15 protein-coding genes are annotated in these 21,810 nt (G+C 70.5%); 9 read left to right on the top strand and 6 right to left on the bottom strand.

The genetic code is table 11. The features are described from left to right. Positions 1-2: 2 nt before the first annotated feature. Positions 3-2,087, bottom strand: coding sequence for a 3-hydroxyacyl-CoA dehydrogenase NAD-binding domain-containing protein (locus KS03_RS24090; protein ID WP_017424533.1), 2,085 nt, complete (start codon positions 2,085-2,087; stop codon positions 3-5). A gap of 306 nt (positions 2,088-2,393) precedes the next feature. Beyond that, entirely contained in the window at positions 2,394-4,079 is a 1,686-nt protein-coding gene (locus KS03_RS24085) for a 3-(methylthio)propionyl-CoA ligase (protein ID WP_169512450.1), read from the bottom strand. A 152-nt stretch (positions 4,080-4,231) separates the two neighbouring features. On the opposite strand from KS03_RS24085, the gene KS03_RS24080 reads away from it, so the two are divergent. The 5 genes from KS03_RS24080 (at position 4,232) to KS03_RS24060 (ending at position 8,030) form a co-directional block, all read left to right on the top strand. Continuing rightward, positions 4,232-5,797 carry a protein adenylyltransferase SelO gene (locus KS03_RS24080; RefSeq protein ID WP_015875412.1) on the top strand — a complete coding sequence of 522 codons (1,566 nt, stop codon included), beginning with the start codon at positions 4,232-4,234 and terminating at the stop codon, positions 5,795-5,797. Between the two features lie 37 nt (positions 5,798-5,834). Next, a complete protein-coding gene (msrB, locus tag KS03_RS24075) occupies positions 5,835-6,263 on the top strand; it encodes a peptide-methionine (R)-S-oxide reductase MsrB (RefSeq protein ID WP_015875411.1) in 429 nt (142 codons plus the stop codon). Positions 6,264-6,383: 120 nt separating this feature from the next. Then, positions 6,384-6,914, top strand: a complete 531-nt coding sequence (locus tag KS03_RS24070) for a septation protein A (RefSeq protein WP_015875410.1) — start codon at positions 6,384-6,386, stop codon at positions 6,912-6,914. A gap of 2 nt (positions 6,915-6,916) precedes the next feature. Beyond that, positions 6,917-7,225: a BolA family protein gene (locus KS03_RS24065; RefSeq protein ID WP_035980172.1), complete on the top strand. Its 309-nt coding sequence runs from the start codon at positions 6,917-6,919 to the stop codon at positions 7,223-7,225. Between the two features lie 25 nt (positions 7,226-7,250). Next, positions 7,251-8,030, top strand: a complete 780-nt coding sequence (locus KS03_RS24060; RefSeq protein ID WP_015875408.1) for a peptidylprolyl isomerase — start codon at positions 7,251-7,253, stop codon at positions 8,028-8,030. A gap of 86 nt (positions 8,031-8,116) precedes the next feature. Here KS03_RS24060 and KS03_RS24055 read toward each other — a convergent pair whose 3' ends face one another. The 3 genes from KS03_RS24055 to purL all read right to left on the bottom strand — a co-directional run bounded on the left by KS03_RS24055 (position 8,117) and on the right by purL (position 15,230). Continuing rightward, the gene (locus KS03_RS24055) at positions 8,117-8,689 is read right to left on the bottom strand and encodes a GNAT family N-acetyltransferase (RefSeq protein ID WP_045678904.1); all 573 of its coding nucleotides are present in this window, start codon (positions 8,687-8,689) and stop codon (positions 8,117-8,119) included. A 426-nt stretch (positions 8,690-9,115) separates the two neighbouring features. Continuing rightward, positions 9,116-10,975 carry a dihydroxy-acid dehydratase gene (gene ilvD, locus KS03_RS24045; RefSeq protein WP_015875407.1) on the bottom strand — a complete coding sequence of 620 codons (1,860 nt, stop codon included), beginning with the start codon at positions 10,973-10,975 and terminating at the stop codon, positions 9,116-9,118. Positions 10,976-11,162: 187 nt separating this feature from the next. Beyond that, positions 11,163-15,230 carry a phosphoribosylformylglycinamidine synthase gene (purL, locus tag KS03_RS24040; RefSeq protein ID WP_015875406.1) on the bottom strand — a complete coding sequence of 1,356 codons (4,068 nt, stop codon included), beginning with the start codon at positions 15,228-15,230 and terminating at the stop codon, positions 11,163-11,165. A 331-nt stretch (positions 15,231-15,561) separates the two neighbouring features. Between purL and KS03_RS24035 the strand changes: the two genes are divergently transcribed. From KS03_RS24035 to pgi, 3 genes are all read left to right on the top strand, one after another. Beyond that, positions 15,562-16,866: an FAD-dependent oxidoreductase gene (locus KS03_RS24035; RefSeq protein ID WP_015875405.1), complete on the top strand. Its 1,305-nt coding sequence runs from the start codon at positions 15,562-15,564 to the stop codon at positions 16,864-16,866. Positions 16,867-16,921: 55 nt separating this feature from the next. After that, positions 16,922-18,517 carry an NAD(P)H-hydrate dehydratase gene (locus KS03_RS24030; protein WP_015875404.1) on the top strand — a complete coding sequence of 532 codons (1,596 nt, stop codon included), beginning with the start codon at positions 16,922-16,924 and terminating at the stop codon, positions 18,515-18,517. A 129-nt stretch (positions 18,518-18,646) separates the two neighbouring features. Continuing rightward, positions 18,647-20,269 (top strand): glucose-6-phosphate isomerase, encoded by a 1,623-nt coding sequence (gene pgi, locus KS03_RS24025; RefSeq protein ID WP_015875403.1) that lies wholly within the window; start codon positions 18,647-18,649, stop codon positions 20,267-20,269. Between the two features lie 80 nt (positions 20,270-20,349). Here the strand turns inward: pgi and KS03_RS24020 are convergent, their stop codons facing one another. Then, complete coding sequence (locus KS03_RS24020; RefSeq protein ID WP_015875402.1) at positions 20,350-21,075, bottom strand: ABC transporter ATP-binding protein; 726 nt, start codon at positions 21,073-21,075, stop codon at positions 20,350-20,352. On the opposite strand from KS03_RS24020, the gene KS03_RS24015 reads away from it, so the two are divergent. Then, entirely contained in the window at positions 21,059-21,760 is a 702-nt protein-coding gene (locus KS03_RS24015) for an arylesterase (RefSeq protein ID WP_080569360.1), read from the top strand. The two genes, KS03_RS24020 and KS03_RS24015, sit on opposite strands and share 17 nt — an antisense overlap. Positions 21,761-21,810: the final 50 nt, after the last annotated feature.

Below are 21,810 nucleotides of genomic sequence, written 5' to 3'. Positions count from 1 at the left end.
CGTCAGCCGTTGAAACCCTTGCCGCTGGCGGCCAGCTCGACGATCGACGGCGCGATCCGCCACGCGTCGCCGTTCGCGCCGGCCGCGTAGCGCCGCATCGCGCGCTCGACGTTGTAGAGCCCGACCTCGTCGGCATACAGCATCGGGCCGCCGCGCCAGAGCGGGAAGCCATAGCCGGTCAGGTAGACCATGTCGACGTCGGAGGCCTTCGACGCGATGCCTTCCTCGAGGATCTTCGCGCCTTCGTTGACGAGCGCGTAGACGAGCCGCTCGACGATCTCGTCGTCGCCGATCGCGCGGCGCTCGATGCCGGCTTCCTTCGAATAGGCGAGCACCATCTCGTCGACGAGCTTCGACGGTTTCGCGCGCCGCTCGCCCGGCTGGTAGTCGTACCAGCCGCCGCCCGTCTTCTGGCCGAAGCGGCCCAGCTCGCAGAGGCGGTCGGCGATCTTCGAGTAATGCAGCTCGGGCTGCTCGACGTAGCGGCGCTTGCGGATCGCCCAGCCGATGTCGTTGCCGGCCAAATCGCTCATGCGAAACGGCCCCATCGCGAAACCGAAGGCCTCGATGGCGCGATCGACCTGCGCCGGCAGCGCGCCTTCCTCGAGCATGAAGAGGGCCTGGCGGATGTACTGCTCGATCATCCGGTTGCCGATGAAGCCGTCGCAAACGCCCGACACCACGGCCGTCTTGCGGATCTTCTTGGCGATCTGCATGACGGTGGCGAGCACGTCCTTCGCCGTCTTTTCGCCGCGCACCACTTCCAGCAGCTTCATGACGTTGGCGGGGCTGAAGAAGTGCATGCCGACCACGTCCTGCGGGCGCTGCGTGAACGCGGCGATGCGATCGACGTCGAGCGTCGAGGTGTTCGACGCGAGGATCGCGCCGGGTTTGGCCACCTCGTCGAGCCGGCGAAACACCTGCTCCTTCACGCCGAGCTCCTCGAATACCGCTTCGATGATGAGGTCGGCCTCTCCCAGGTCGTCGTAGGACAGCGTCGGCGTGATCAGCGCGAGCCGCGCCTCGAGCTTCTCGGCCGTCAACTTGCCCTTCTTGACCTGGGCCTCGTAGTTCTTGCGGATGGTCGCGAGGCCGCGGTCGAGCGCCTCCTGCTTCGTTTCGAGCAGCACCACCGGCAGCCCGGCGTTGACGAAATTCATCGCAATGCCGCCGCCCATGGTGCCGGCGCCGATCACGGCGACCCGCCGGATCTCGCGCACCGGCGTGTCGGCCGGCACGTCGGGGATCTTGCTCGCGGCCCGCTCGGCGAAGAACGCATGGCGCAGCGCGCGGCTCTCGGGCGTCTGCACCAGCGCGACGAAGCCCTCGCGCTCGTCGGCCAGGCCCTGCTCGAAGCCGTTCAGCACGCCCGACTCGATCGCGTCGATGCACTTGTGCGGCGCCGGATACTGCGGCGCGGCCGCCTTCACGCTGTTGCGCGCGAACTGGATGAAGCCGGCCGGGTTCGGATGCACGATGGCGCGGTCGCGCACGCGCGGATGCGGCCCGGGCTGCGCGCCCACGCGCCGGCCGAACGCCACCGCGGCGTCGAGCAGGTCGCCTGCGGCGATCTCGTCGAACAGGCCGCTGGCGGCGAGCTGCTCGGCCGGCACCGGCGCGCCCGAGACGATCATGTTCAGCGCCGTCTCCAGCCCCACCGCGCGCGGCAGCCGCTGCGTGCCGCCGGCGCCGGGCAGCAGCCCGATCTTCACTTCGGGCAGCGCCACCTGGGTGCCTGGCGCGGCGATCCGGTAATGCGCGCCGAGCGCGAGCTCGAGCCCGCCGCCCATCACCACGGCATGCACCGCCGCGATCACCGGCTTCGGGCTGGCCTCCACGGCAGCGATCAGCGTGTGCAGGTTCGGTTCCTGCAGCGCCTTCGGCGTGTTGAATTCGGTGATGTCGGCGCCGCCCGAGAACGCGCGGCCGGCGCCCGTCAGCACGATCGCTGTGACCGAAGCGTCGGCCAGCGCGCGGTCGAGCCCGGCCATCAGCGCAGCGCGCGTCGAATGGCCGAGCCCGTTGACGGGCGGATTGTCGAGCGTAAGGACGGCCACGCCGTCGCGAATCGTGTAAGCCACTGCCATCTGTCTGCCTCCATGCGGTTACGCGAGCCCGGGGCGGCGGCGCGTCGTCAGCGTTGTCGGTCGTGGGTGCGCGCAACGCGTGCGGCGCGCGCAATCGAACCCGGGCAGCATACCTAAAAACGAACGATCGTTCAATTCATCTCGCCCCGATGCCAAGCGGGGCACGGCAGGCACGCCGGCCGGCGGCGCATGGCACGCCCCCCGGAACACTCGACGAGGCCCGACACGGCCGCCGCCCGGCCCCGACGCAACCCGGCCCTCCGCCGATCGCGGCGGCCCGGCGCGACGGCCCACGGCCCTCAGCCCTCAGCCCCGCCCGGCCGATCGCGCCGGCACGCTTTCGCGCGGGCTATCGCCGGCGACGGCGGTGGGCAGCACGTGCTCGCGGAACATCTCGCGCAGCCTGAGCTTTTGCAGCTTGCCGGTGGCCGTGTGCGGCAGCGCCTCGACGAACACCACGTCGTCGGGTATCCACCATTTCGCGACCTTGCCCTCGTAGAACGCGAGCAGCGCCTCGCGCGTCAGGTCGCTGCCGGGCCGGCGCACCACCACGAGCAGCGGCCGTTCCGTCCATTTCGGATGCGCGCAGGCGATGCAGGCCGCCTCGGCCACGCCCGGGTGCGCGACGGCGATGTTCTCCAGGTCGATCGAGCTGATCCATTCGCCGCCCGACTTGATCACGTCCTTGCTGCGATCGGTGATCTGCAGGAAGCCGTCGCGATCGATGGTGGCGACGTCGCCGGTCGGGAACCAGCCGTCGACGAGCGGCGAGCCCTCGCCCTGGAAATAGCCGTCGATCACCCACGGCCCGCGCACCTGCAGCTCGCCGAACGCGACGCCGTCCCAGGGCAGCTCGCTGCCGTCCTCGCCGACGATGCGCATGTCGATGCCGCAGACCACGCGGCCCTGTTTTTCGAGCGACTGGCGCCGCTCGGCCTCGGGCCGCTGCATCTGCGCCCAGGTCGGCCGCGCCAGCGTGCCGAGCGGCGACAGCTCGGTCATGCCCCAGGCGTGGATCACCTGCACGCCGTAATCGTCCTCGAACGCGCGCAGCATGCTGGGCGGGCATGCGGAGCCGCCGATCACGGTGCGTCGGAGCGTCGAGAAGCGCACCCCGGCCTCGCGCATGTAGTTGAGCAGGCCGAGCCAGACGGTCGGCACGCCGGCCGAGCAGGTCACGCGCTCCGCTTCCATCAGCTCGTAGACCGACTTGCCGTCCAGATCCTTGCCGGGCAGCACCAGCTTCGCGCCGGTGAGCGGCACCGCGTAGGGCAGGCCCCAGGCGTTGACGTGGAACATCGGCACCACCGGCAGCACCGCGTCGAGCATCGACAGCGCCATCGCGTCGGGCAGTGCGGCCGCGTAGGCGTGCAGCACCGTCGAGCGGTGCGAGTAGAGCGCGCCCTTCGGATGGCCGGTGGTGCCCGACGTGTAGCAGAGCGACGAGGCCTGGCGCTCGTCGAGGCGCGGCCAGTCGTAATCGCCATCCTCCGCGTCGAGCAGCGTTTCATACGCGATCAGCGGCGTGGCCGCCGCGGGCAGGTGCGCCGCGTCGGTCAGCGCGATCCAGCCGCGCACGTTCGGGCACTGCGGCGCGAGCTGGTCGATCAGCGGCGCGAAGTTGAGATCGAACAGGATGAAACGATCGTCGGCATGGTTGACGATATAGACGAGTTGCTCGAGAAACAGGCGCGGGTTGATCGTATGGCTGACGGCGCCCATCCCGGCGATGCCGAAATACGCCTCCAGGTGGCGGTAGCCGTTCCAGGCCAGCGTGCCGACGCGCTCGCCCGGCGCGACGCCGGCCCGCGTGAGCGCCTGCGCGAGCTGCTTGGCGCGCCGTTCGCAGTCGCGATAGGTGTAGCGGTGCAGATCGCCTTCGATCCGGCGCGACACGATCTCCACGCCGCCGGCATGCCGCGCCGCATGCGTGATCAGCGACGACACCAGCAGCGGCACCTCCATCATCTGGCCCAGCAAAGGCGGGTTCATCGTGATGCTCATCGTCCAGCTCTCCCGGTTGGATTGTCTCGAGCCCCGATCGTGGTCGGGTCCGCGGCCGCAAGCGGCCCGCGCGGCGCGGATTTACAATATCGGCTTGTGCCCCGTTGTTCAACTCGTTGTTTCCAGGAAACGAACCCGCCTTGGCCGCCTCCCTCCCCGCCGCTTCCGCCGCTGCCGCCCTTGCCGATCTGGCCGCCTCGCTCGCCGCGCCGCGCGACGACGCGTTCGTCGGGCTCGGCCCCGCGTTCCTGACCCGGCTGCCCGCGGCACCGCTGCCCGCGCCCTACGTGATCGGCTTTTCCGACGAGCTCGCGCGCGAGCTCGGCCTCGATCCGTCGATCCGCGCGCTGCCCGGCTTCGCCGAGCTGTTCTGCGGCAACCCCACGCGCGACTGGCCCGCCGCGGCCCTGCCCTACGCGACCGTCTATTCGGGCCACCAGTTCGGCGTCTGGGCCGGCCAGCTCGGCGACGGCCGCGCGCTGACGATCGGCGAGCTCGAGCACGCGGGCCGGCGCGTCGAATTCCAGCTGAAGGGCGCGGGCCGCACGCCGTATTCGCGCATGGGCGACGGCCGCGCGGTGCTGCGCTCGTCGATCCGCGAATTCCTCTGCTCGGAGGCGATGCATCACCTCGGCATCCCGACCACGCGCGCGCTGGCGCTGATCGGCTCGGACCAACCGGTCACGCGCGAGGAGATCGAAACGGCGGCCGTGGTCACGCGCGTGGCGGACAGCTTCGTGCGCTTCGGCCATTTCGAGCACTTCTTCGCCAACGACCGGCCCGACCTGCTCAAGCAGCTCGCCGATCACGTCATCGCGCGCTTCTATCCGGACTGCCGCGCCGCGGACGACCCGTATCTGGCGCTGCTCGAGGCCGTGATGCAGCGCACCGCGCGAATGCTGGCCCAGTGGCAGGCGGTGGGCTTCTGCCACGGCGTGATGAACACCGACAACATGTCGATCCTCGGTCTCACGCTCGACTACGGCCCGTTCGGCTTCATCGACGGCTTCGACGCCTCGCACATCTGCAACCACACCGACACGCAGGGTCGCTACGCGTACCGCATGCAGCCGCGCATCGCGCACTGGAACTGCTTCTGCCTGGCCCAGGCGCTGCTGCCGCTGATCGGCCAGCAGCGCACCGAGCTAGACGACGATCCGCGCACCGAGCGCGCGGTGGAAGACGCCCAGGCCGTGCTGGCACGCTTTCCCGAGACGTTCGGCCCCGCGCTCGAGGCCGCGATGCGCGCCAAGCTCGGCCTCGCGCTCGAACTCGAAGGCGACGCCGCGCTCGCCAACCGGCTGCTGGAAATCATGAACGGCAGCCGTGCCGACTTCACGCTGACGTTCCGCCGCCTCGCGCACCTGTCGAAGCACGACGCGCGCGCGGACGGCGCGGTGCGCGACCTGTTCATCGACCGCGCGGCGTTCGACGGCTGGGCCGCGCAGTATCGCGAGCGCCTGGCCGCCGAGCCGCGCGACGACGCGGCGCGCGCCGAGGCGATGAACCGCGTCAATCCGAAATACGTGCTGCGCAATCATCTGGCCGAGACCGCGATCCGGCGCGCGGCCGAGAAGGATTTTTCCGAGCTCGAACGGCTCGCCCGCATCCTGCGCAGGCCGTTCGACGAACAGCCCGAGTACGAGGCCTACGCCGCGCTGCCGCCCGACTGGGCGAGCACGCTGGAAGTGAGCTGCTCGTCGTAACGAGCGAACCTGCCGCCTTCTCCAGGAGAACCCCACCATGCCCCACGATCAGGACGACCGCCGCTATCCGTACCAGGCCGACGACGCCGAACTGCGCGAGCGGCTCACGCCCATGCAGTACGAGGTCACGCAGCACGCGGCCACCGAGCGCGCCTTCACCGGCGAATACACCGACACCGAGGAGCCCGGCATCTACCGCTGCGTGGTGTGCGACACCCCGCTGTTCGAATCGGGCGCGAAGTACCATTCGGGCTGCGGCTGGCCCAGCTACTTCAAGCCGCTCGCCGCCGAGGTGATCGACGAGAAGATCGACCGCACGCACGGCATGGTGCGTGTCGAGGTGCGCTGCAACCATTGCGGCGCGCATCTGGGCCACGTGTTCGAGGACGGCCCGCGCGACAAAACCGGTCTGCGCTACTGCATCAATTCGGCTGCGTTAAACTTCGAGCCTGACGCCGGCCGCTGACGCCCAGCCCAGCACCGGCCGATGCCCGCCGCACCAGCCCCCGGCCCGTGCGGCGGGGCCCCGTAACGGTGGCCGCCTGGGCGCCCCAGCCCCGGCGCGTGCCACGCAGCCCCGATCACCATGAAATTTCTGTTCGATCTGTTTCCGATCATCCTGTTTTTCGCCGCCTTCAAGCTCTGGGGCATCTTCACCGCGACGGCGGTCGCGATCGTCGCCACGCTGCTGCAGGTCGCCTGGGTGGCCTGGCGCCACAAGAAGGTCGATACCATGCTGTGGGTCAGCCTCGGCGTGATCGTCGTGTTCGGCGGCGCCACGCTGGTGCTGCACGACGAGAAATTCATCCAGTGGAAGCTCACCGTGCTGTACTGGCTGTTCGCGGTGGTGCTGATCGGCGCGCGCTACCTGTTCGGCAAGAACCTGATCGCGAAGATGATGGCTACGCAGCTGTCGCTGCCCGCGGCGATCTGGGACAAGCTCAACCTGGCGTGGGGGCTGTTCTTCGTCGCGCTCGGCGTGGCGAACCTCTATGTGGTCAATCACTACACGCTGTCGCAATGGGTCAACTTCAAGCTGTTCGGCACCACCGGCGCGATGTTCGTGTTCATCATCCTGCAGAGCCTGTGGCTCGCGAAATACCTCAAAGAAGAATGACGATGGCCGACGACTTCCTGAACGCGGCGCCCGAGGCGCGCATGGCGCTGATCGAGGCGCGCCTCGCCGCCGCGCTCGCGCCCGAGTCCCTGCATGTCAGCGACGACAGCGCACAGCATGCCGGTCATGCCGGTGCCTCGGCGGGCGGGCATTATACGGTGACGATCGTGTCCGCCGCGTTTGCCGGCAAGTCGCGCGTGGCACGGCACCGGCTGGTGTATGATGCGCTCGCCGATGCCATGCAGCGCGGGATTCACGCGCTCGCGATCGTGGCTTACACGCCCGATGAATTCAATGTGTCTTCCCAATAAAGTTTCGTTTCGCTAGGAATTCCCGATGATCCTGAAATCCCCCCGTCTGTGGGTCGCGGCCGCCGCATTCGTCGCCGCACCGGCATTTGCCCAGAACGTTGCCGTCGTCAACGGCACGCCGATCCCGAAGGCGCGCGTCGACGCGATGGTGGCCCAGCTCGTCCAGCAGGGCCAGCCCGACAGCGAGCAGTTGCGCAAGAAGGTGAGCCAGGAACTCGTCAACCGCGAGATCCTGATGCAGGAAGCGATCAAGGAAGGCGTGCCGAACCGGCCCGACGTGAAGCAGCAGGTCGCGATCGCCCAGCAGGCGGTGGTGCTGCGCGCGATGATCGAGGACTTCGTGAAGAAGAACCAGCCGAGCGACGCCGATATCAAGGCGCGCTATGACGAGCTGACGAAGTCGGTGTCCGGCAACGAATATCACCTGCACCACATCCTCGTCGACAACGAGCAGCTGGCCAAGGAGCTGATCGCGAAGATCAAGGCCGGCGCCAAGTTCGAGGATCTGGCCAAGCAGTATTCGAAGGATCCGGGCTCGGCGAAGAACGGCGGCGATCTGGACTGGGCCGATCCGAAGTCGTTCGTGCCGGAATTCGCCAATGCGGCGACGCACCTGCAGAAGGGCCAGATGACCGACACGCCGGTCAAGACGCAATTCGGCTGGCACATCATCCGCGTCGACGACGTGCGCCCGGTGGCGCCGCCGCCGCTCGATCAGGTCAAGGCGCAGATCGCGCAGCAGATCGTGCAGCAGAAGCTGCAGGCATTCGAGGAAAAGCTGCGCGCGCAGGCGAAGATCCAGTAAGGATCGGCTTGCCGCGGCGGCCGCTTCGGGCCGCACTCGACGAACCATGCCGCTCGCCCGAGCGGCATTTTTCATTGGGGCGGCAGTCAGGCGTCGGCCGGATTGATCAAGGATCGCAGCACATGGTCGGCCCAGGCGCCATCGATCTTCAGATAGGCCCGCGCGATGCCCTCGCGCTCGAAGCCCAGCGCTTCGAGCAGGCGCGCGCTGCGCGTGTTCTCGGGGCGATGGTTCGCCATCAGGCGGTGCAGCCCGAGCGGGCCGAACGCGTAGCGGATGACCTCGATCAGGCATTCGCGCATCAGCCCCCGCCCCTCGCGATCGCTCGCGATCGAGAAACCGAGGTGGCAGGCCTGGAACGGCCCGCGCACGATATTCGTCAGGCTGCATTCGCCGATCAGCCGGTCGCCGGCCTTCTCGTAGAGCAGCAGATGCACGGCCTGCCCGGCCGCGGCCTGCGTCGCCATCGCGTCGAGCCGCGTCTCGATCGAGGGCAGCGTGTAGAACGACTCGGGACGGGACGGCGCCCAGGGCTCGAGATGGGCGCGGTTGGCAAGGTAATAGGCCAGCAGGGCCGGTGCGTCGCGGCGAGCGGCGTGCCGCAGCGACAGGCGCTCGGTGCCGGGCAAGGCCGCGGGCGGAGGGGAAGCACAATCCATGGGCGGCTCGGTCTTGGCAATACGATAAGCATCGACGATAGCGCGGTCCGATCGCTTCGTCACGCCCCGCCTCGCCGGCGGCGAGGGCTTCGGCCCGGCTTCCAGGGCGAGCCGCCTGCCGCGCCGTCATCGGCCCGCTCGCGCAGCGGAAACGCCGCGAGCGCCTCGACACGCCGCCACGTCTCGTGCGAGAAGATCCGGCGCCGCGCCGCCCCCGGCAGCCGGTCGAGCCATCGCGGCCGCGTCTCGATCTCGATCGGCCAGTCCGGCCAGTCCGGCCAGCCCGGCCGGCGCGCTGCCGATGCCGGCTGCCGGCGCTGCGCGCGTCGAAAAAAACCGCCCATGAGGGCGGCATGCGTCGGCGCACGGCGGGCGGCGGGCCGATCGCATCGGTCGCGATCGCCTGCCGCACGGAGCCGGCCGGACTCAGTCGTCGAGCAGCGACAGATCCCGCACCGCGCCCTTGTCGGCCGACATCACCAGCTTCGCGTAGGCCTTCAGCGCCGCCGACACCTTGCGCGGGCGTGGCCGGGCCGGCTTCCAGCCCTTCGCGTCCTGCTCGGCGCGGCGCCGGGCCAGTTCCTCGTCGGACACCAGCACGTCGATGGTGCGGTTCGGAATGTCGATGCGGATCGTGTCGCCGTTGCGCACCAGGCCGATCGCGCCGCCCGCGGCCGCCTCCGGCGAGCAATGCCCGATCGACAGCCCCGAGGTGCCGCCCGAGAAGCGCCCGTCGGTCAGCAGCGCGCAGGATTTGCCGAGCCCCTTCGACTTGATGTAGCTGGTCGGATACAGCATCTCCTGCATGCCCGGGCCGCCCTTCGGCCCTTCGTAGCGCACGATCACCACGTCGCCGGCCTTCACCTCGTCGGCAAGGATGTGCTCGACCGCCTCGTCCTGCGACTCGACCACGTGCGCCGGGCCTTCGAACACGAGGATCGAGTCGTCCACGCCGGCCGTCTTCACGACGCAGCCGTCCCTGGCGATGTTGCCGGTCAGCACGGCGAGGCCGCCCTCCTTGCTGAAGGCGTGCTCATAGGAGCGGATGCAGCCTTCGGCGCGATCGAGATCGAGGCTAGGCCAGCGCGCGTTCTGGCTGAACGCGACCTGGGTCGGAATTCCGCCCGGACCAGCCAGGTAGAACGTGCGGACGGCCTCGTCGCCGGTGCGCACGATGTCCCACTGCTCGAGCGCGGCGCCGAGCGTGGGCGCGTGCACGGTCGGCACGTCGGTGTGCAGCTTGCCGGCGCGCTCGAGCTCGCCGAGGATCGCCATGATCCCGCCCGCGCGATGCACGTCCTCGATGTGGTACTTGTTGGTGTTCGGCGCGACCTTGCAGAGCTGCGGCACGGTGCGCGACAGGCGATCGATGTCCGACATCGAGAAATCGATTTCGGCTTCCTGCGCGATCGCGAGCAGGTGCAGGATCGTGTTGGTCGAGCCGCCCATCGCGATGTCGAGCGTCATGGCGTTCTCGAAGGCCTTGAAGCCGACCGAGCGCGGCAGCACCTTGTCGTCGTCGTGCTCGTAGTATTGGCGCGCGAGTTCGACGATGCGGCGGCCGGCGCGCTTGAACAGCAGCTCGCGGTCCGCGTGCGTCGCGACGATCGTGCCGTTGCCGGGCAGCGAGAGCCCGAGCGCCTCGGTCAGGCAGTTCATCGAGTTGGCGGTGAACATGCCCGAGCACGAGCCGCAGGTCGGACAGGCCGAGCGCTCGACCTCGGCGACGTCGGCGTCGCTGACCTTGCTGTCGGCGGCCATCACCATCGCGTCGATCAGGTCGAGCTTCTTGATCTGGATGGTATTGGTGCCCGGCACGGCCAGTTGCGCCTTGCCCGCTTCCATCGGGCCGCCCGACACGAAGATCACCGGAATGTTCAGGCGCATCGCGGCCATCAGCATCCCCGGCGTGATCTTGTCGCAATTCGAGATGCAGACCATCGCATCGGCGCAGTGCGCGTTCACCATGTACTCGACCGAGTCGGCGATGATGTCGCGGCTCGGCAGCGAATAGAGCATGCCGTCGTGGCCCATCGCGATGCCGTCGTCCACGGCGATCGTGTTGAACTCCTTGGCGACGCCGCCGGCGGCCTCGATCTCGCGCGCGACGAGCTGGCCCAGGTCCTTCAGGTGGACGTGGCCGGGCACGAACTGGGTAAACGAGTTGACGACGGCGATGATGGGCTTGGAGAAATCCTCGTCCTTCATGCCGGTGGCGCGCCAGAGCGAACGCGCCCCCGCCATGTTGCGGCCGGCGGTGGAGGTTTTGGAACGGTATGCGGGCATTGTCGTGGTCGCGAAAATAAGAATGACGGAAACAGCGGCGGTCTTGCCGTCGAACGGCTTGCGGGGCCGGCCAGACGCGCCGATACGCACCACAACAGGCGCCTCTTGAGCGCCCGCCGATGCAAACGCACTGATTATGCCGCAGCGCGCGACCGTATGCGCGCGGCGGCACGAGTCATGCGGCGGCTCAGCCGAGCCAGCGGCGCGCGTTGCGGAACACGCGCATCCACGGGCCTTCGTCGCCCCAGCCTTGCGGATGCCAGCTCATCTGCACGGTGCGATGCACGCGCTCCATGTGCGGCATCAGCACGGTGAAGCGGCCATCGGCGGTGGTCACCGAGGTGATGCCGGCGGGCGAGCCGTTCGGGTTGAACGGATAGCGCTCGGTGGCCTGGCCGCGGTGATCGACGAAGCGCATCGCCACGGCGACGCGGCTCGCGTCGCCCTGCTGCGAGAAATCGGCGAAGCCTTCGCCATGCGCGACGGCCACCGGAATCCGCGAGCCCTCCATGCCGGCGAAGAAGATCGACGGCGAGGGCTGCACCTCGACCAGCGAGAAGCGCGCCTCGAACTGCTCGGACTTGTTGCGCGTGAACTTCGGCCAGGCCTCGGCGCCGGGGATCATCGAGGCGAGGCTCGACAGCATCTGGCAGCCGTTGCAGATGCCGAGCGCGAACGTGTCCTCGCGCGCGAAGAAGGCCGAGAACATCTCGGCCAGTCGCGCGTTGAAGCGGATCGTCTTGGCCCAGCCCTCGCCGGCGCCGAGCACGTCGCCATACGAGAAGCCGCCGCAGGCCACCGCGCCGGTGAAATCGGCCAGCGTGGCGCGGCCGGCCAGCAGGTCGCTCATGTGGACGTCGTGCGCGTCGAACCCGGCGCGATCGAACGCGTAGGCCGTCTCCAGGTGCGAATTCACGCCCTGCTCGCGCAGGATCGCCACGCGCGGGCGCGCACCGGTGGCGATGAACGGCGCGGCGACGTCGTCGGCCGGGTCGAACGTCAGCACCGGCTGCAGGCCCGGATCGGCCGCGTCGAGCAGCGTATCGTATTCGGCGTCGGCGCAGGCCGGGTTGTCGCGCAGGCGCGCGATGCGCCAGCTGACCTCGGCCCAGGCGCGATGCAGCTCGGCGCGCGGCGCGTCGTAGATCTTCTTCGCGTCGCGGAACACCTCGATCACGTCGCGATCGTTGACGGTGCCGATCACGTGCGAGCAGGTCGACAGCCCGTGCTCGCGCAGCAGGCCGAGCACGGCGTCGCGATCGGCCGCGCGCACCTGTACCACGGCGCCGAGTTCCTCGCTGAAGAGCGCACGGATCGTGCGGTCCTCGCGGCGGCCGCTGGTCTGCTTGGCCCAGTCCTTGGCGTCGCCGTAGTCCGGCTCGTTGGCGTCGAGCGTGAGCATGTCGACGTTCAGCGACACGCCGGCGTGGCCCGCGAACGCCATTTCGCAGACGGTGGCCCACAGGCCGCCGTCCGAGCGGTCGTGGTAGGCGAGCAGCCGGCCCTGCGCATTGAGCGCCTGGATCGCACCGAAGAAGCGCTTCAAGTCCTGCGCGTCGTCGACGTCGGGCACCGTGTCGCCGACCTGCTGCGTGACCTGCGCGAGGATGCTGCCGCCGAGGCGGTGCTTGCCGCGGCCGAGGTCGATCAGGATCAGCACGCTGTCGCCGGCGTCGGCCACGCGGCGCAGTTGCGGCGTCAGGTGGCGGCGCACGTCCTCCACCGGCGCGAACGCCGAGATGATCAGCGAGACCGGCGCGACCACTTCCTTGGCCACGCCCGCGTCGTTCCACTGGGTCCTCATCGACAGCGAATCCTTGCCGACCGGAATCCCGATGCCGAGCGCCGGGCACAGCTCCATGCCAATCGCGCGGACCGTGTCGTAGAGCGCGGCGTCCTCGCCGGCGGTGCCGCAGGCGGCCATCCAGTTCGCCGAGAGCTTGAGCTTGTCGAGCGAGGCGATCGGCGCGGCGGCGATGTTGGTGATCGCCTCGCCCACCGCCATGCGGCCCGAGGCCGGCGCGTCGATCACGGCCAGCGGCGTGCGCTCGGCCATCGTCATCGCCTCGCCGGCGAAGCCGGCGTAGTCGAGCGCGGTGATCGCGCAGTCGGCCACCGGCACCTGCCACGGGCCGACCATCTGGTCGCGCACCGAGGTGCCGCCCACCGAGCGGTCGCCGATCGTGATCAGGAACGACTTGCTGGCGACGGTCGGGTGCTTCAGCACGCTGACGGCGGCCTCGGCCAGCACCACGTTCGTGACGTCCACCGGCACGCGCTCGACCTTCAGGCGCGCCACCTCGCGGTGCATCTTCGGCGGCTTGCCGAGCAGCACGTCCATCGGCATGTCGACCGGGAACGCGTCGCTGCCCTCGGCCAGCTCGTCGACGAGCTTCAGCTCGCGCTCGTCGGTGGCCACCCCGATCACGGCGAACGGGCAGCGCTCGCGCGTGCAGATCGCCTCGAAGCGCGGCAGGTCGGCCGGCGCGATCGCGAGGACGTAGCGCTCCTGCGATTCGTTCGACCAGATCTCGCGCGGCGACAGCCCGCTTTCCTCGAGCTGGATCTTGCGCAGCTCGAAGCGCGCGCCCTTGTCGGCGCCGTCGACGAGTTCGGGGAACGCGTTCGACAGGCCGCCCGCGCCGACGTCGTGGATCGACAGGATCGGGTTGGCCTCGCCGAGCTGCCAGCAGCCGTTGATGACTTCCTGCGCGCGCCGCTCGATCTCGGGGTTGCCGCGCTGCACGGAGTCGAAATCGAGTTCGGCCGTGTTCGCGCCGGTCGCCATCGAGCTGGCCGCGCCGCCGCCCATCCCGATCCGCATGCCGGGGCCGCCGATCTGGATCAGCAGCGTGCCGGCCGGCAGGTCGCGCTTGTGGGTATGCGCGTCGGACACGTTGCCGATGCCGCCCGCGATCATGATCGGCTTGTGATAGCCGCGCACCTGGCCGCCGACATTCTGCTCGTAGACGCGGAAGTAGCCGCCGAGATTGGGCCGGCCGAATTCGTTGTTGAACGCGGCGCCGCCGAGCGGGCCGTCGATCATGATCTGCAGCGGCGAGGCGATCCGCTCGGGGCGGCCATACGGCCCGTGGGCGTCGGCCGGGTTGCGCTCGCCCAGCGGCTGCGCGGCGTCGCGCGCGTTTTCCCACGCCTCGCGCGCACCGGGCAGGTCGAGGTTGGAGACCGTGAAGCCGGTCAGGCCGGCCTTCGGCCGCGCGCCGCGGCCGGTCGCGCCTTCGTCGCGGATCTCGCCGCCCGCGCCCGTCGCGGCGCCGGCGAACGGCGAGATCGCGGTCGGGTGGTTGTGCGTCTCCACCTTCATCAGCGTGTGGGTCAGCTCGACGTGGCGGCCGTACTGCTCGGCCGGCGCGCCGTCGGCGCCGGCGCCGCGCGGGAACCAGCGCTCGGCCGGCGCGCCGCGCATGATCGAGGAATTGTCCGAGTACGCGACGATGGTGCCCTGCGGGCTCAGCTTCTCGGTGTTGCGAATCATCGCGAACAGCGACATGTCCTGCTTCGCGCCGTCGATGGTCCAGTCGGCGTTGAAGATCTTGTGGCGGCAGTGCTCGCTGTTGGCCTGCGCGAACATCATCAGCTCGACGTCGGTCGGGTTGCGCCGCAGCTTGGCGAAGGCGTCCACCAGGTAGTCGATCTCGTCGTCGGCGAGCGCGAGGCCCAGCTCGAGGTTGGCCGCCTCGAGCGCGGCGCGGCCATGGGCCAGCACGTCGACGCGGCTAAGCGGCTTGGCCGGCAGTTCGTCGAACAGGTGGTGCGCGTCCTCGCGCGCGGCCACCACGCTTTCCGTCATGCGGTCGTGCAGCGCCGCGGCCACCGCCGCGCGCGCCTCGGCCGACAGCGCCTTCTTGCCGCCCATGCCGAGCAGGCCCGCCTTCAGCGTGACCGTGAACTCGACGCCGCGCTCGATGCGGCGCACCGAAGCCAGCCCGCAGTGCAGCGCGATATCGGTGGCCTTGCTGGCCCACGGCGAAACCGTGCCGAACCGCGGCAGCACGATGAAGGTTTCGGTCGCGCCCTTCTCGGCGGCAGGCTCGAACGGCGCGCCGTAGTGCATCAGCGCGCCGATGCGCGCCGCGTCATCGGCCGACAGCGCGTCGGACGCGTTGACGAAGTGCAGGTACTGGCCGCGCACCGCGACGATATCGCCGTCGATCTGCTTGAGCACGTCGAGCAGGCGGGTCTGGCGGAAGTCGGACAGGGCGGCGGCGCCGGGAAAACACGAGAAGTGAGCCATGGGCTGGACGGACATCGATGAGTCGCGCGAGGTGGCGACATTGGGGCGAAAGGAAGGCCGCAATTATACCCGGAAGTGCAGGTGCCGAAGGCCCCGGGCGCAGCGCTCGCGGCCGTGCCGGGCGCGGCCGCATCGGGCCGCATCGGGCCGCATCGGGCCGCCTCTGGCCGCGGCACGGACCGCGGCAGCCCGGCGCGGCACCCCGGCGCGGCGCCCGGAATCCGCGCCGGCCCGGTTTGGCGCTATCATTCGCGGTTCATCGGGCGCCACCAGGCCCGTCACGCAAGACCAGACCCGGGCCGCACCGCGCGGCCCGCCATCGAAGCACACCATGGATGTCATCGTCATTGGCGGCGGTATCGGCGGCGTCGCCACCGCCTACCAGTTGCGCGCCGCCGGCCATCGCGTCTGCGTGGTCGAGCGCCACGCGACCGTCGCCCAGGGCGCGACCTACGGCCATGGCGGCCTCGTGCTGCCGACCCCGCTCGATGTCTGGTTCGGCCCGACCTTCATGCACCACCGGCGCGCGCTCAAGAGCGGCGTGGTCTACAAGCCGGGCCTGAACCGCGCGCTGCGCCGCTTCACGCACGAGCTCGCGAAGCTGCGCGCGCCCGAGGCGTTCACCGCGCAGTACGCACGACTGAAGCCGCTCGCCGATCTCTCGCGCGAGGCGATCGCCGACATCGAACGGCGCTTCGCGCTCGAGTTCGAGCAGCGCCCCGGCGTGCTGCACGTGATCCGCGACCGCCAGGAGTGGGAGCTGGCCCAGCCCGCGCTCGACCTGCTGCGCGCCAACGAGGTGCCGCACCAGCTGCTGTCGGCCCAGGAGTGCGCGGCGCTCGAACACTCGGTGCCGGCCGATCCCCCGTTCGCGGGCGGCGTGCTGCTCGAATACGAGCGCACCGCGAACTGTCCCCTGTTCACGAAGCTCGTCAAGCACACGCTCGACGAGCATGGCGTGCAGTTCCGCTTCGGCCGCGCCGTCACCGCGATCCGCGTCGAGGCGAATCGCGCCGCCGTCGACCTGGCGCCCGAGCCAGGCGACCGGCTCGGCGCGCGCGGCAAGGAAGTGGACGTGATCTCGGCCGACGCGATCGTGATCGCGGCCGGCACCGGCAGCGTGCCGCTGCTCGAACGGCTCGGCGTGACGCTGCCGCTGCACCCGGTGCGCGTCAACGCGCTGACCGCGCCGCTCGCCTACGAGGAGCACGCGCCGCACCTGACGGTGGTCGATTCGATCAAGCGCATCACCATGACGCGCATGCACCAGCGCGTGCGCATCTGCGGTGCGCCGGTGCTGCAAAGCGGCAAGGACGCGGCGCAGCCGCTGCCCGAGGCGCTCGGCGAAAGCGCGCTCGCGCTGCTCGGCCAGGCCACCCACGACTGGATTCCCGGCGCGGCGAAGATCTCGGCCGCCCTGCCGTGGCAGGACCTGCGCCTGCTCTCGCCGGACGGCCTGCCGGTGGTCGGCCCGACCCGCCACCCGCGCGTGTTCGTCAATCTCGGCCACGGCCCGGCCGGCTGGGGCCTCGCCTGCGGCTCTGCTAAAGTGATAGCCGATTACGTCGGCGGCACTGCGCACCACGTGCCGGCCGATACGCTCGCCGCGCTCCACGTGGATCGCTTCGCCACCTGACGCCGCCCGCGGGCGGCGCATCGACCCGGCCGCCGCGCCCCGGCGGCCCTCCGCCATGACGCCGCTCGCCACGCTCACCGCCGCCTCGCCCTCCCCGTCCGGCCCGCCCGCCGATCCGTTCGCCGCGCCGCTCGCGCATCAGCCGCTGCCGCTCGCCACCGTCGCCGAGCTGCGCGCGGCCGAGGCCGCCGCCCTGCAGCCGCCCCACGCGCTGCCGCCGCACACGCTGATGGCGCGGGCCGGCGCCGCCGCCGCGCGCTGGCTCGCCGCGCGCGGCAAGCCCGGGGCGGGCCCGGTCTGGCTCGCCGCCGGCCCCGGCAACAACGGCGGCGACGCGCTGGTGACCGCCACCGAGTTGCTGCGGCTGGGCGTGCAGGTAGAGGTCTGCCTGCCGGTCGAGCCGAAACCCGAGGATGCGCGCTGGGCGCTCGCGCTCGCGCGCGAGGCCGGCGTGCCGATCTCGGCGGCGCCGCCAGCCTCGTTCGACGGCTATGGCTGGCTCGTCGACGGGCTGTTCGGCATCGGTCTCGCGCGTCCGCTCGACGGCCCGTTCGCGACGCTCGCGGCGGCACTCTCGACACGCGCCTGCAGCCATGGCCGCGTGCTCGCGCTCGATATTCCCAGCGGCATCGACGCCGACAGCGGCGCGCGCGTCGGCGACGGCGCGGCGGTACGCGCCACCCACACGCTGTCGTTCATCGCCGCCAAGCCGGGCCTCTACCTCGGCGACGGCCGCGACCACGCCGGCGAGATCACGATCGAGACGCTCGACGCGCCGGTGCGCGCCTCGGCCACGCTCAACGCCGCCGCGCTGTTCGCGCCGCACTGGCCGGCCCGCGCGTCGGCCTCGCACAAGGGCAGCTTCGGCAGCGTGGCGATCGTCGGCGGCGACACCGGCATGTGCGGCGCGCCGATCCTGGCCGCGCGCGCCGCCCTGCACGCGGGCGCCGGCAAGGTCCACGTCGGCTTCATCGGCGAGGACGCGCCGCCCTACGATCCGCCGTTCCCCGAGCTGATGCTGCATCCGGCACGCACGCTGCCCACCGACGGGCTAAGCGCGATCGGCATCGGCTGCGGGCTCGGCGTGCGCGAGCGCGCGCGCGACACGCTACGCGCGATGCTCGCGCTCGACCTGCCGCTGGTGGTGGACGCCGACGCGCTGAACCTCGTCGCCACCGACGCCGGGCTCGCCTCGGCGCTGGCTGCGCGCGGCGCCGTTTCGATCCTGACGCCGCATCCGCTCGAAGCCGCCCGCCTGCTCGGCAGCCAGGTGCGGGCGGTCCAGGCCGACCGTCTCGCCGCGGCACGCGCGCTCGCCACGCGCTATGCGGCGATCGCGGTGCTGAAGGGTTCGGGCACGATGATTGCCCATCCCGACGGGCGCGTCGCCGTCAATCCGACCGGCAACGCGGCGCTCGCCACCGGCGGCACCGGCGACGTGCTCGGCGGGCTGATCGCCGCGTTCGCCGCGCAGCGCATCCCCGCCTATGAGGCCGCGCTTGGCGGCGTCTACCTGCACGGCCTCGCGGCCGACTGCCTGACGGCACTCGGCGACGGCCCGGCCGGCCTCGCCGCCGGCGAGCTGGCCGGCGCGGTGCGCCGGCTGGTGAACCGGCACTTTTATTCGCGCCGCGTGTCGTCCGTCGTTTGAGGCCGCTATACTGATTCCCCGCGCCCGAGCCGAGAGGGCTCGCGCGCGGTTTCCGCGGTCCCCCGGCGTCCGGCGCCGGGCGCGATCCCGTCCTCGCCCCCGAATCACGCTAGCTTCGCCCGAACCGATATGACGCTGAATTCGCTCCCCGCTTGGCCTGCCCTCCAATCGCACTACGACGAGATCCGCGACGCGCAGCTGCGCGACTGGTTTGCCGCCGGCAATGATCCGGCCCCGACGCGCGCCGAACGCTTCACGTTCAGCGGCGGCGGGCTTGCGATCGACTTCTCGAAGAACCGCATCACCGACGCCACGCTGACGCTGCTCGTGCAGCTCGCGCGCGAGGCCGGCGTCGAGGCGCGTCGCGACGCGATGTTCGCCGGCGACGTGGTGAACCCGACCGAAGGCCGCGCCGCCCTGCACACCGCGCTGCGCGCGAGCGCGCCCGATGCGCCGTTCCACGCGCAGGTGCTGGCCGAGCGCAGCAAGATGGCCGCCTTCGCCGAGCAGGTGCGTGACGGCCGCTGGACCGGCTACACCGGCAAACGCATCCGCCACGTGATCAACATCGGCATCGGGGGCTCCGATCTCGGGCCGAAGATGGTGGTGCACGCGCTCGACCATCTCGCCACGCGCGAGCTGTCGTGCGCCTTCGTCTCGAACGTGGACGGCGCCGACCTGTCGCGCGCGCTCGAATTCTGCGATCCCGAGCAAACGCTCGTCATCGTGGTGTCGAAGACCTTCACGACGCTCGAGACCATGACCAACGCACGCTCGGCGCGCGACTGGCTGATCTCGCACGGCTGCCCCGAGAACGCGCTCGCCAAGCACTTCGTCGGCGTGTCGGCGAATCCCGGCGAAGTCGTGAAGTTCGGCATCGACGCCCACAACGTGTTCGAGATGTGGGACTGGGTCGGCGGGCGCTACTCGCTGTGGTCGGCGGTGGGCCTGTCGATCATGATCGCGATCGGGCCGCAGCAGTTCGACGAGCTGCTGGCCGGCGCCAACGAGATGGACACGCACTTTCGCGAGGCGCCGCTCGAATCGAACCTGCCGGTGCTGCTCGGCCTGATCGGCATCTGGTATCGCAACTTCTTCGGCTCGCAGAGCTACCTGGTGGCGCCGTATTCCGAGGCGCTGCACTTCCTGCCGTCGTACCTGCAGCAGCTGGAAATGGAGAGCAACGGCAAATCGGCGCGGCTCGACGGCGCGTTCGTCGACTACCCGACCTCGGCCGTGACCTGGGGCGAGCCCGGCACCAACGGCCAGCACGCGTTCTTCCAGATGCTGCACCAGGGCCCGACGATCGTGCCGATCGACTTCATCGCGGTGCTCAAGCCCGAGCATGCGCTGGCGAGCCACCATCCGAAGCTGCTCGCGAACTGCTTCGCGCAGAGCGAGGCGCTGATGCTCGGCCGCACGCTCGAGGAGGCGCGCAGGATCGCCGGCCCGGACAAGCCCGAACTCGCGCCGCACCTGACGTTCCCCGGCAACCGGCCGAGCTCCACGATCCTCGTCGAGGCGCTCACGGCGCGCGCGCTGGGCGCGCTGATCGCGCTCTACGAGCACAAGGTGCTGGTGCAGGCCTCGATCTGGAACATCAATCCGTTCGACCAGTGGGGCGTGGAGCTCGGCAAGATTCTCGGCAAGGTGGTCGAGGCCGACCTGAACGCCGCGAGCGTCGATGCGGGCAAGCACGATTCGTCGACCTCGGCGCTGATCGCGCGGGCGCGCGCCGCGCTCGAGCGCTGAGCGGCGCGCGTCGCAAAACGGCAGGATGACCGGCCGTTCTCGTTTCGCCGCTGCGGTGGCGCGGCGCGGGTCGCGACGGCTCAGCTCGCGCTGCGCTCGGTTGCGTCGGCCACGATGCGCCCGCCGTCGAGCGTGACGGTGGCGTCACAGCGGCGCGCGAGCGCCGCGTCGTGCGTGACCAGCACCAGCGTGGCGCCCTGCGCGCGGTTCAGCTCGAACATCAGGTCGATCACGGCGTGACCGGTGGCGGCGTCGAGGCTGCCGGTCGGCTCGTCGGCGAACAGCACGGCCGGCTCGGTGACGAACGCGCGCGCGAGTGCGACGCGCTGCTGCTCGCCGCCCGAGAGCAGCTTCGGATAGTGGCCGGTGCGCGCGCCCAGGCCGACGCGTTCGAGCAGGCGCCGCGCCCGCCCGGCGGCCTCGCGCGCCGGGGTGCCGCCGCGCAGCTCGAGCGGCAGCATCACGTTCTCGAGCGCCGTCAGGTGCGGCATCAGCTGGAACGACTGGAACACGAAACCGACCGCGCCGCTGCGCAGCGCCGCGCGCTCGTCCTCGCCGAGGCCGGTCAGTTCGCGGCCGAGCAGGCGAACCGTGCCGTCCGTCGCGCTGTCCAAGCCGGCGAGCAGGCCGAGCAGCGTCGACTTGCCCGAGCCCGACGCGCCGACGATCGCGACGCTGCTGCCCGCCGGCACGGCCAGGTCGATGCCGTCGAGAATCGTCAGCTCGCCGGCCGCGTCGGCGACGCGCTTCGAGACCTGTCGAACTTCAATGATCGGATCCGTCATCTTGATGAGCATGAAGCACATTCGTTCCTGGAAACACGGCGCATGCGCCATGATGATCGCAACGGCCGCCACGGCCTGGCTTGGCGCGCCGCCCGCTGGCGCGGCCGCCGGCGCGCCAGCGGCGAGCCCCGCGGGCAGGGCCGCCAAGCCGGCCATCGTGGTGCTCGGCGACAGCCTCTCGGCCGAATACGGCCTGCCTCGCGACACCGGCTGGGTCGCGCTGATGCGGGCACGCATCGCCGACCAGCGAATCGATTATAGCGTTGCGAACGCAAGCGTCAGCGGCGACACCACGAGCGGCGGTCGCGCCCGCCTGCCCGCGCTGCTCGCGCGGCTCAAGCCCGCGATCGTGATCGTCGAGCTCGGCGCGAACGACGCGCTGCGCGGCGTGCCGCTCGCCACCACCGAGCAGAACCTGCGCGCGATCGTGGCCGAGGCGCGCCAGGCGAACGCGAAGGTCGTGCTGATCGGCATGTACGTGCCGCCGAACTACGGCCTCGACTACACGCAGAAATTCCACGCGATGTACGGCAAGCTCGCCAAGGAACTGCACCTGCCGCTCGTGCCGTTCCTGCTGGCCGGCATCGAGAACCGCCCGGAGCTGTTCCAGGACGACCAGAACCATCCGACGCAGCAGGCGCAGCCGAAGCTGCTCGACAACGTCTGGCCGGTGGTGCGGCCGCTGCTCGGTGCCGGCGCGCACTGAGCGCGCGCCATCGAGCGTGCCTCGCCGCGCGACGCGGCGGACCGCATGAG

Source organism: Burkholderia glumae LMG 2196 = ATCC 33617 (assembly GCF_000960995.1).
GTDB classification, from domain to species: domain Bacteria; phylum Pseudomonadota; class Gammaproteobacteria; order Burkholderiales; family Burkholderiaceae; genus Burkholderia; species Burkholderia glumae.
The sequence above is the reverse complement of the archived record's forward strand: the minus strand, read 5'-3'. Positions and strand labels throughout refer to the sequence as shown.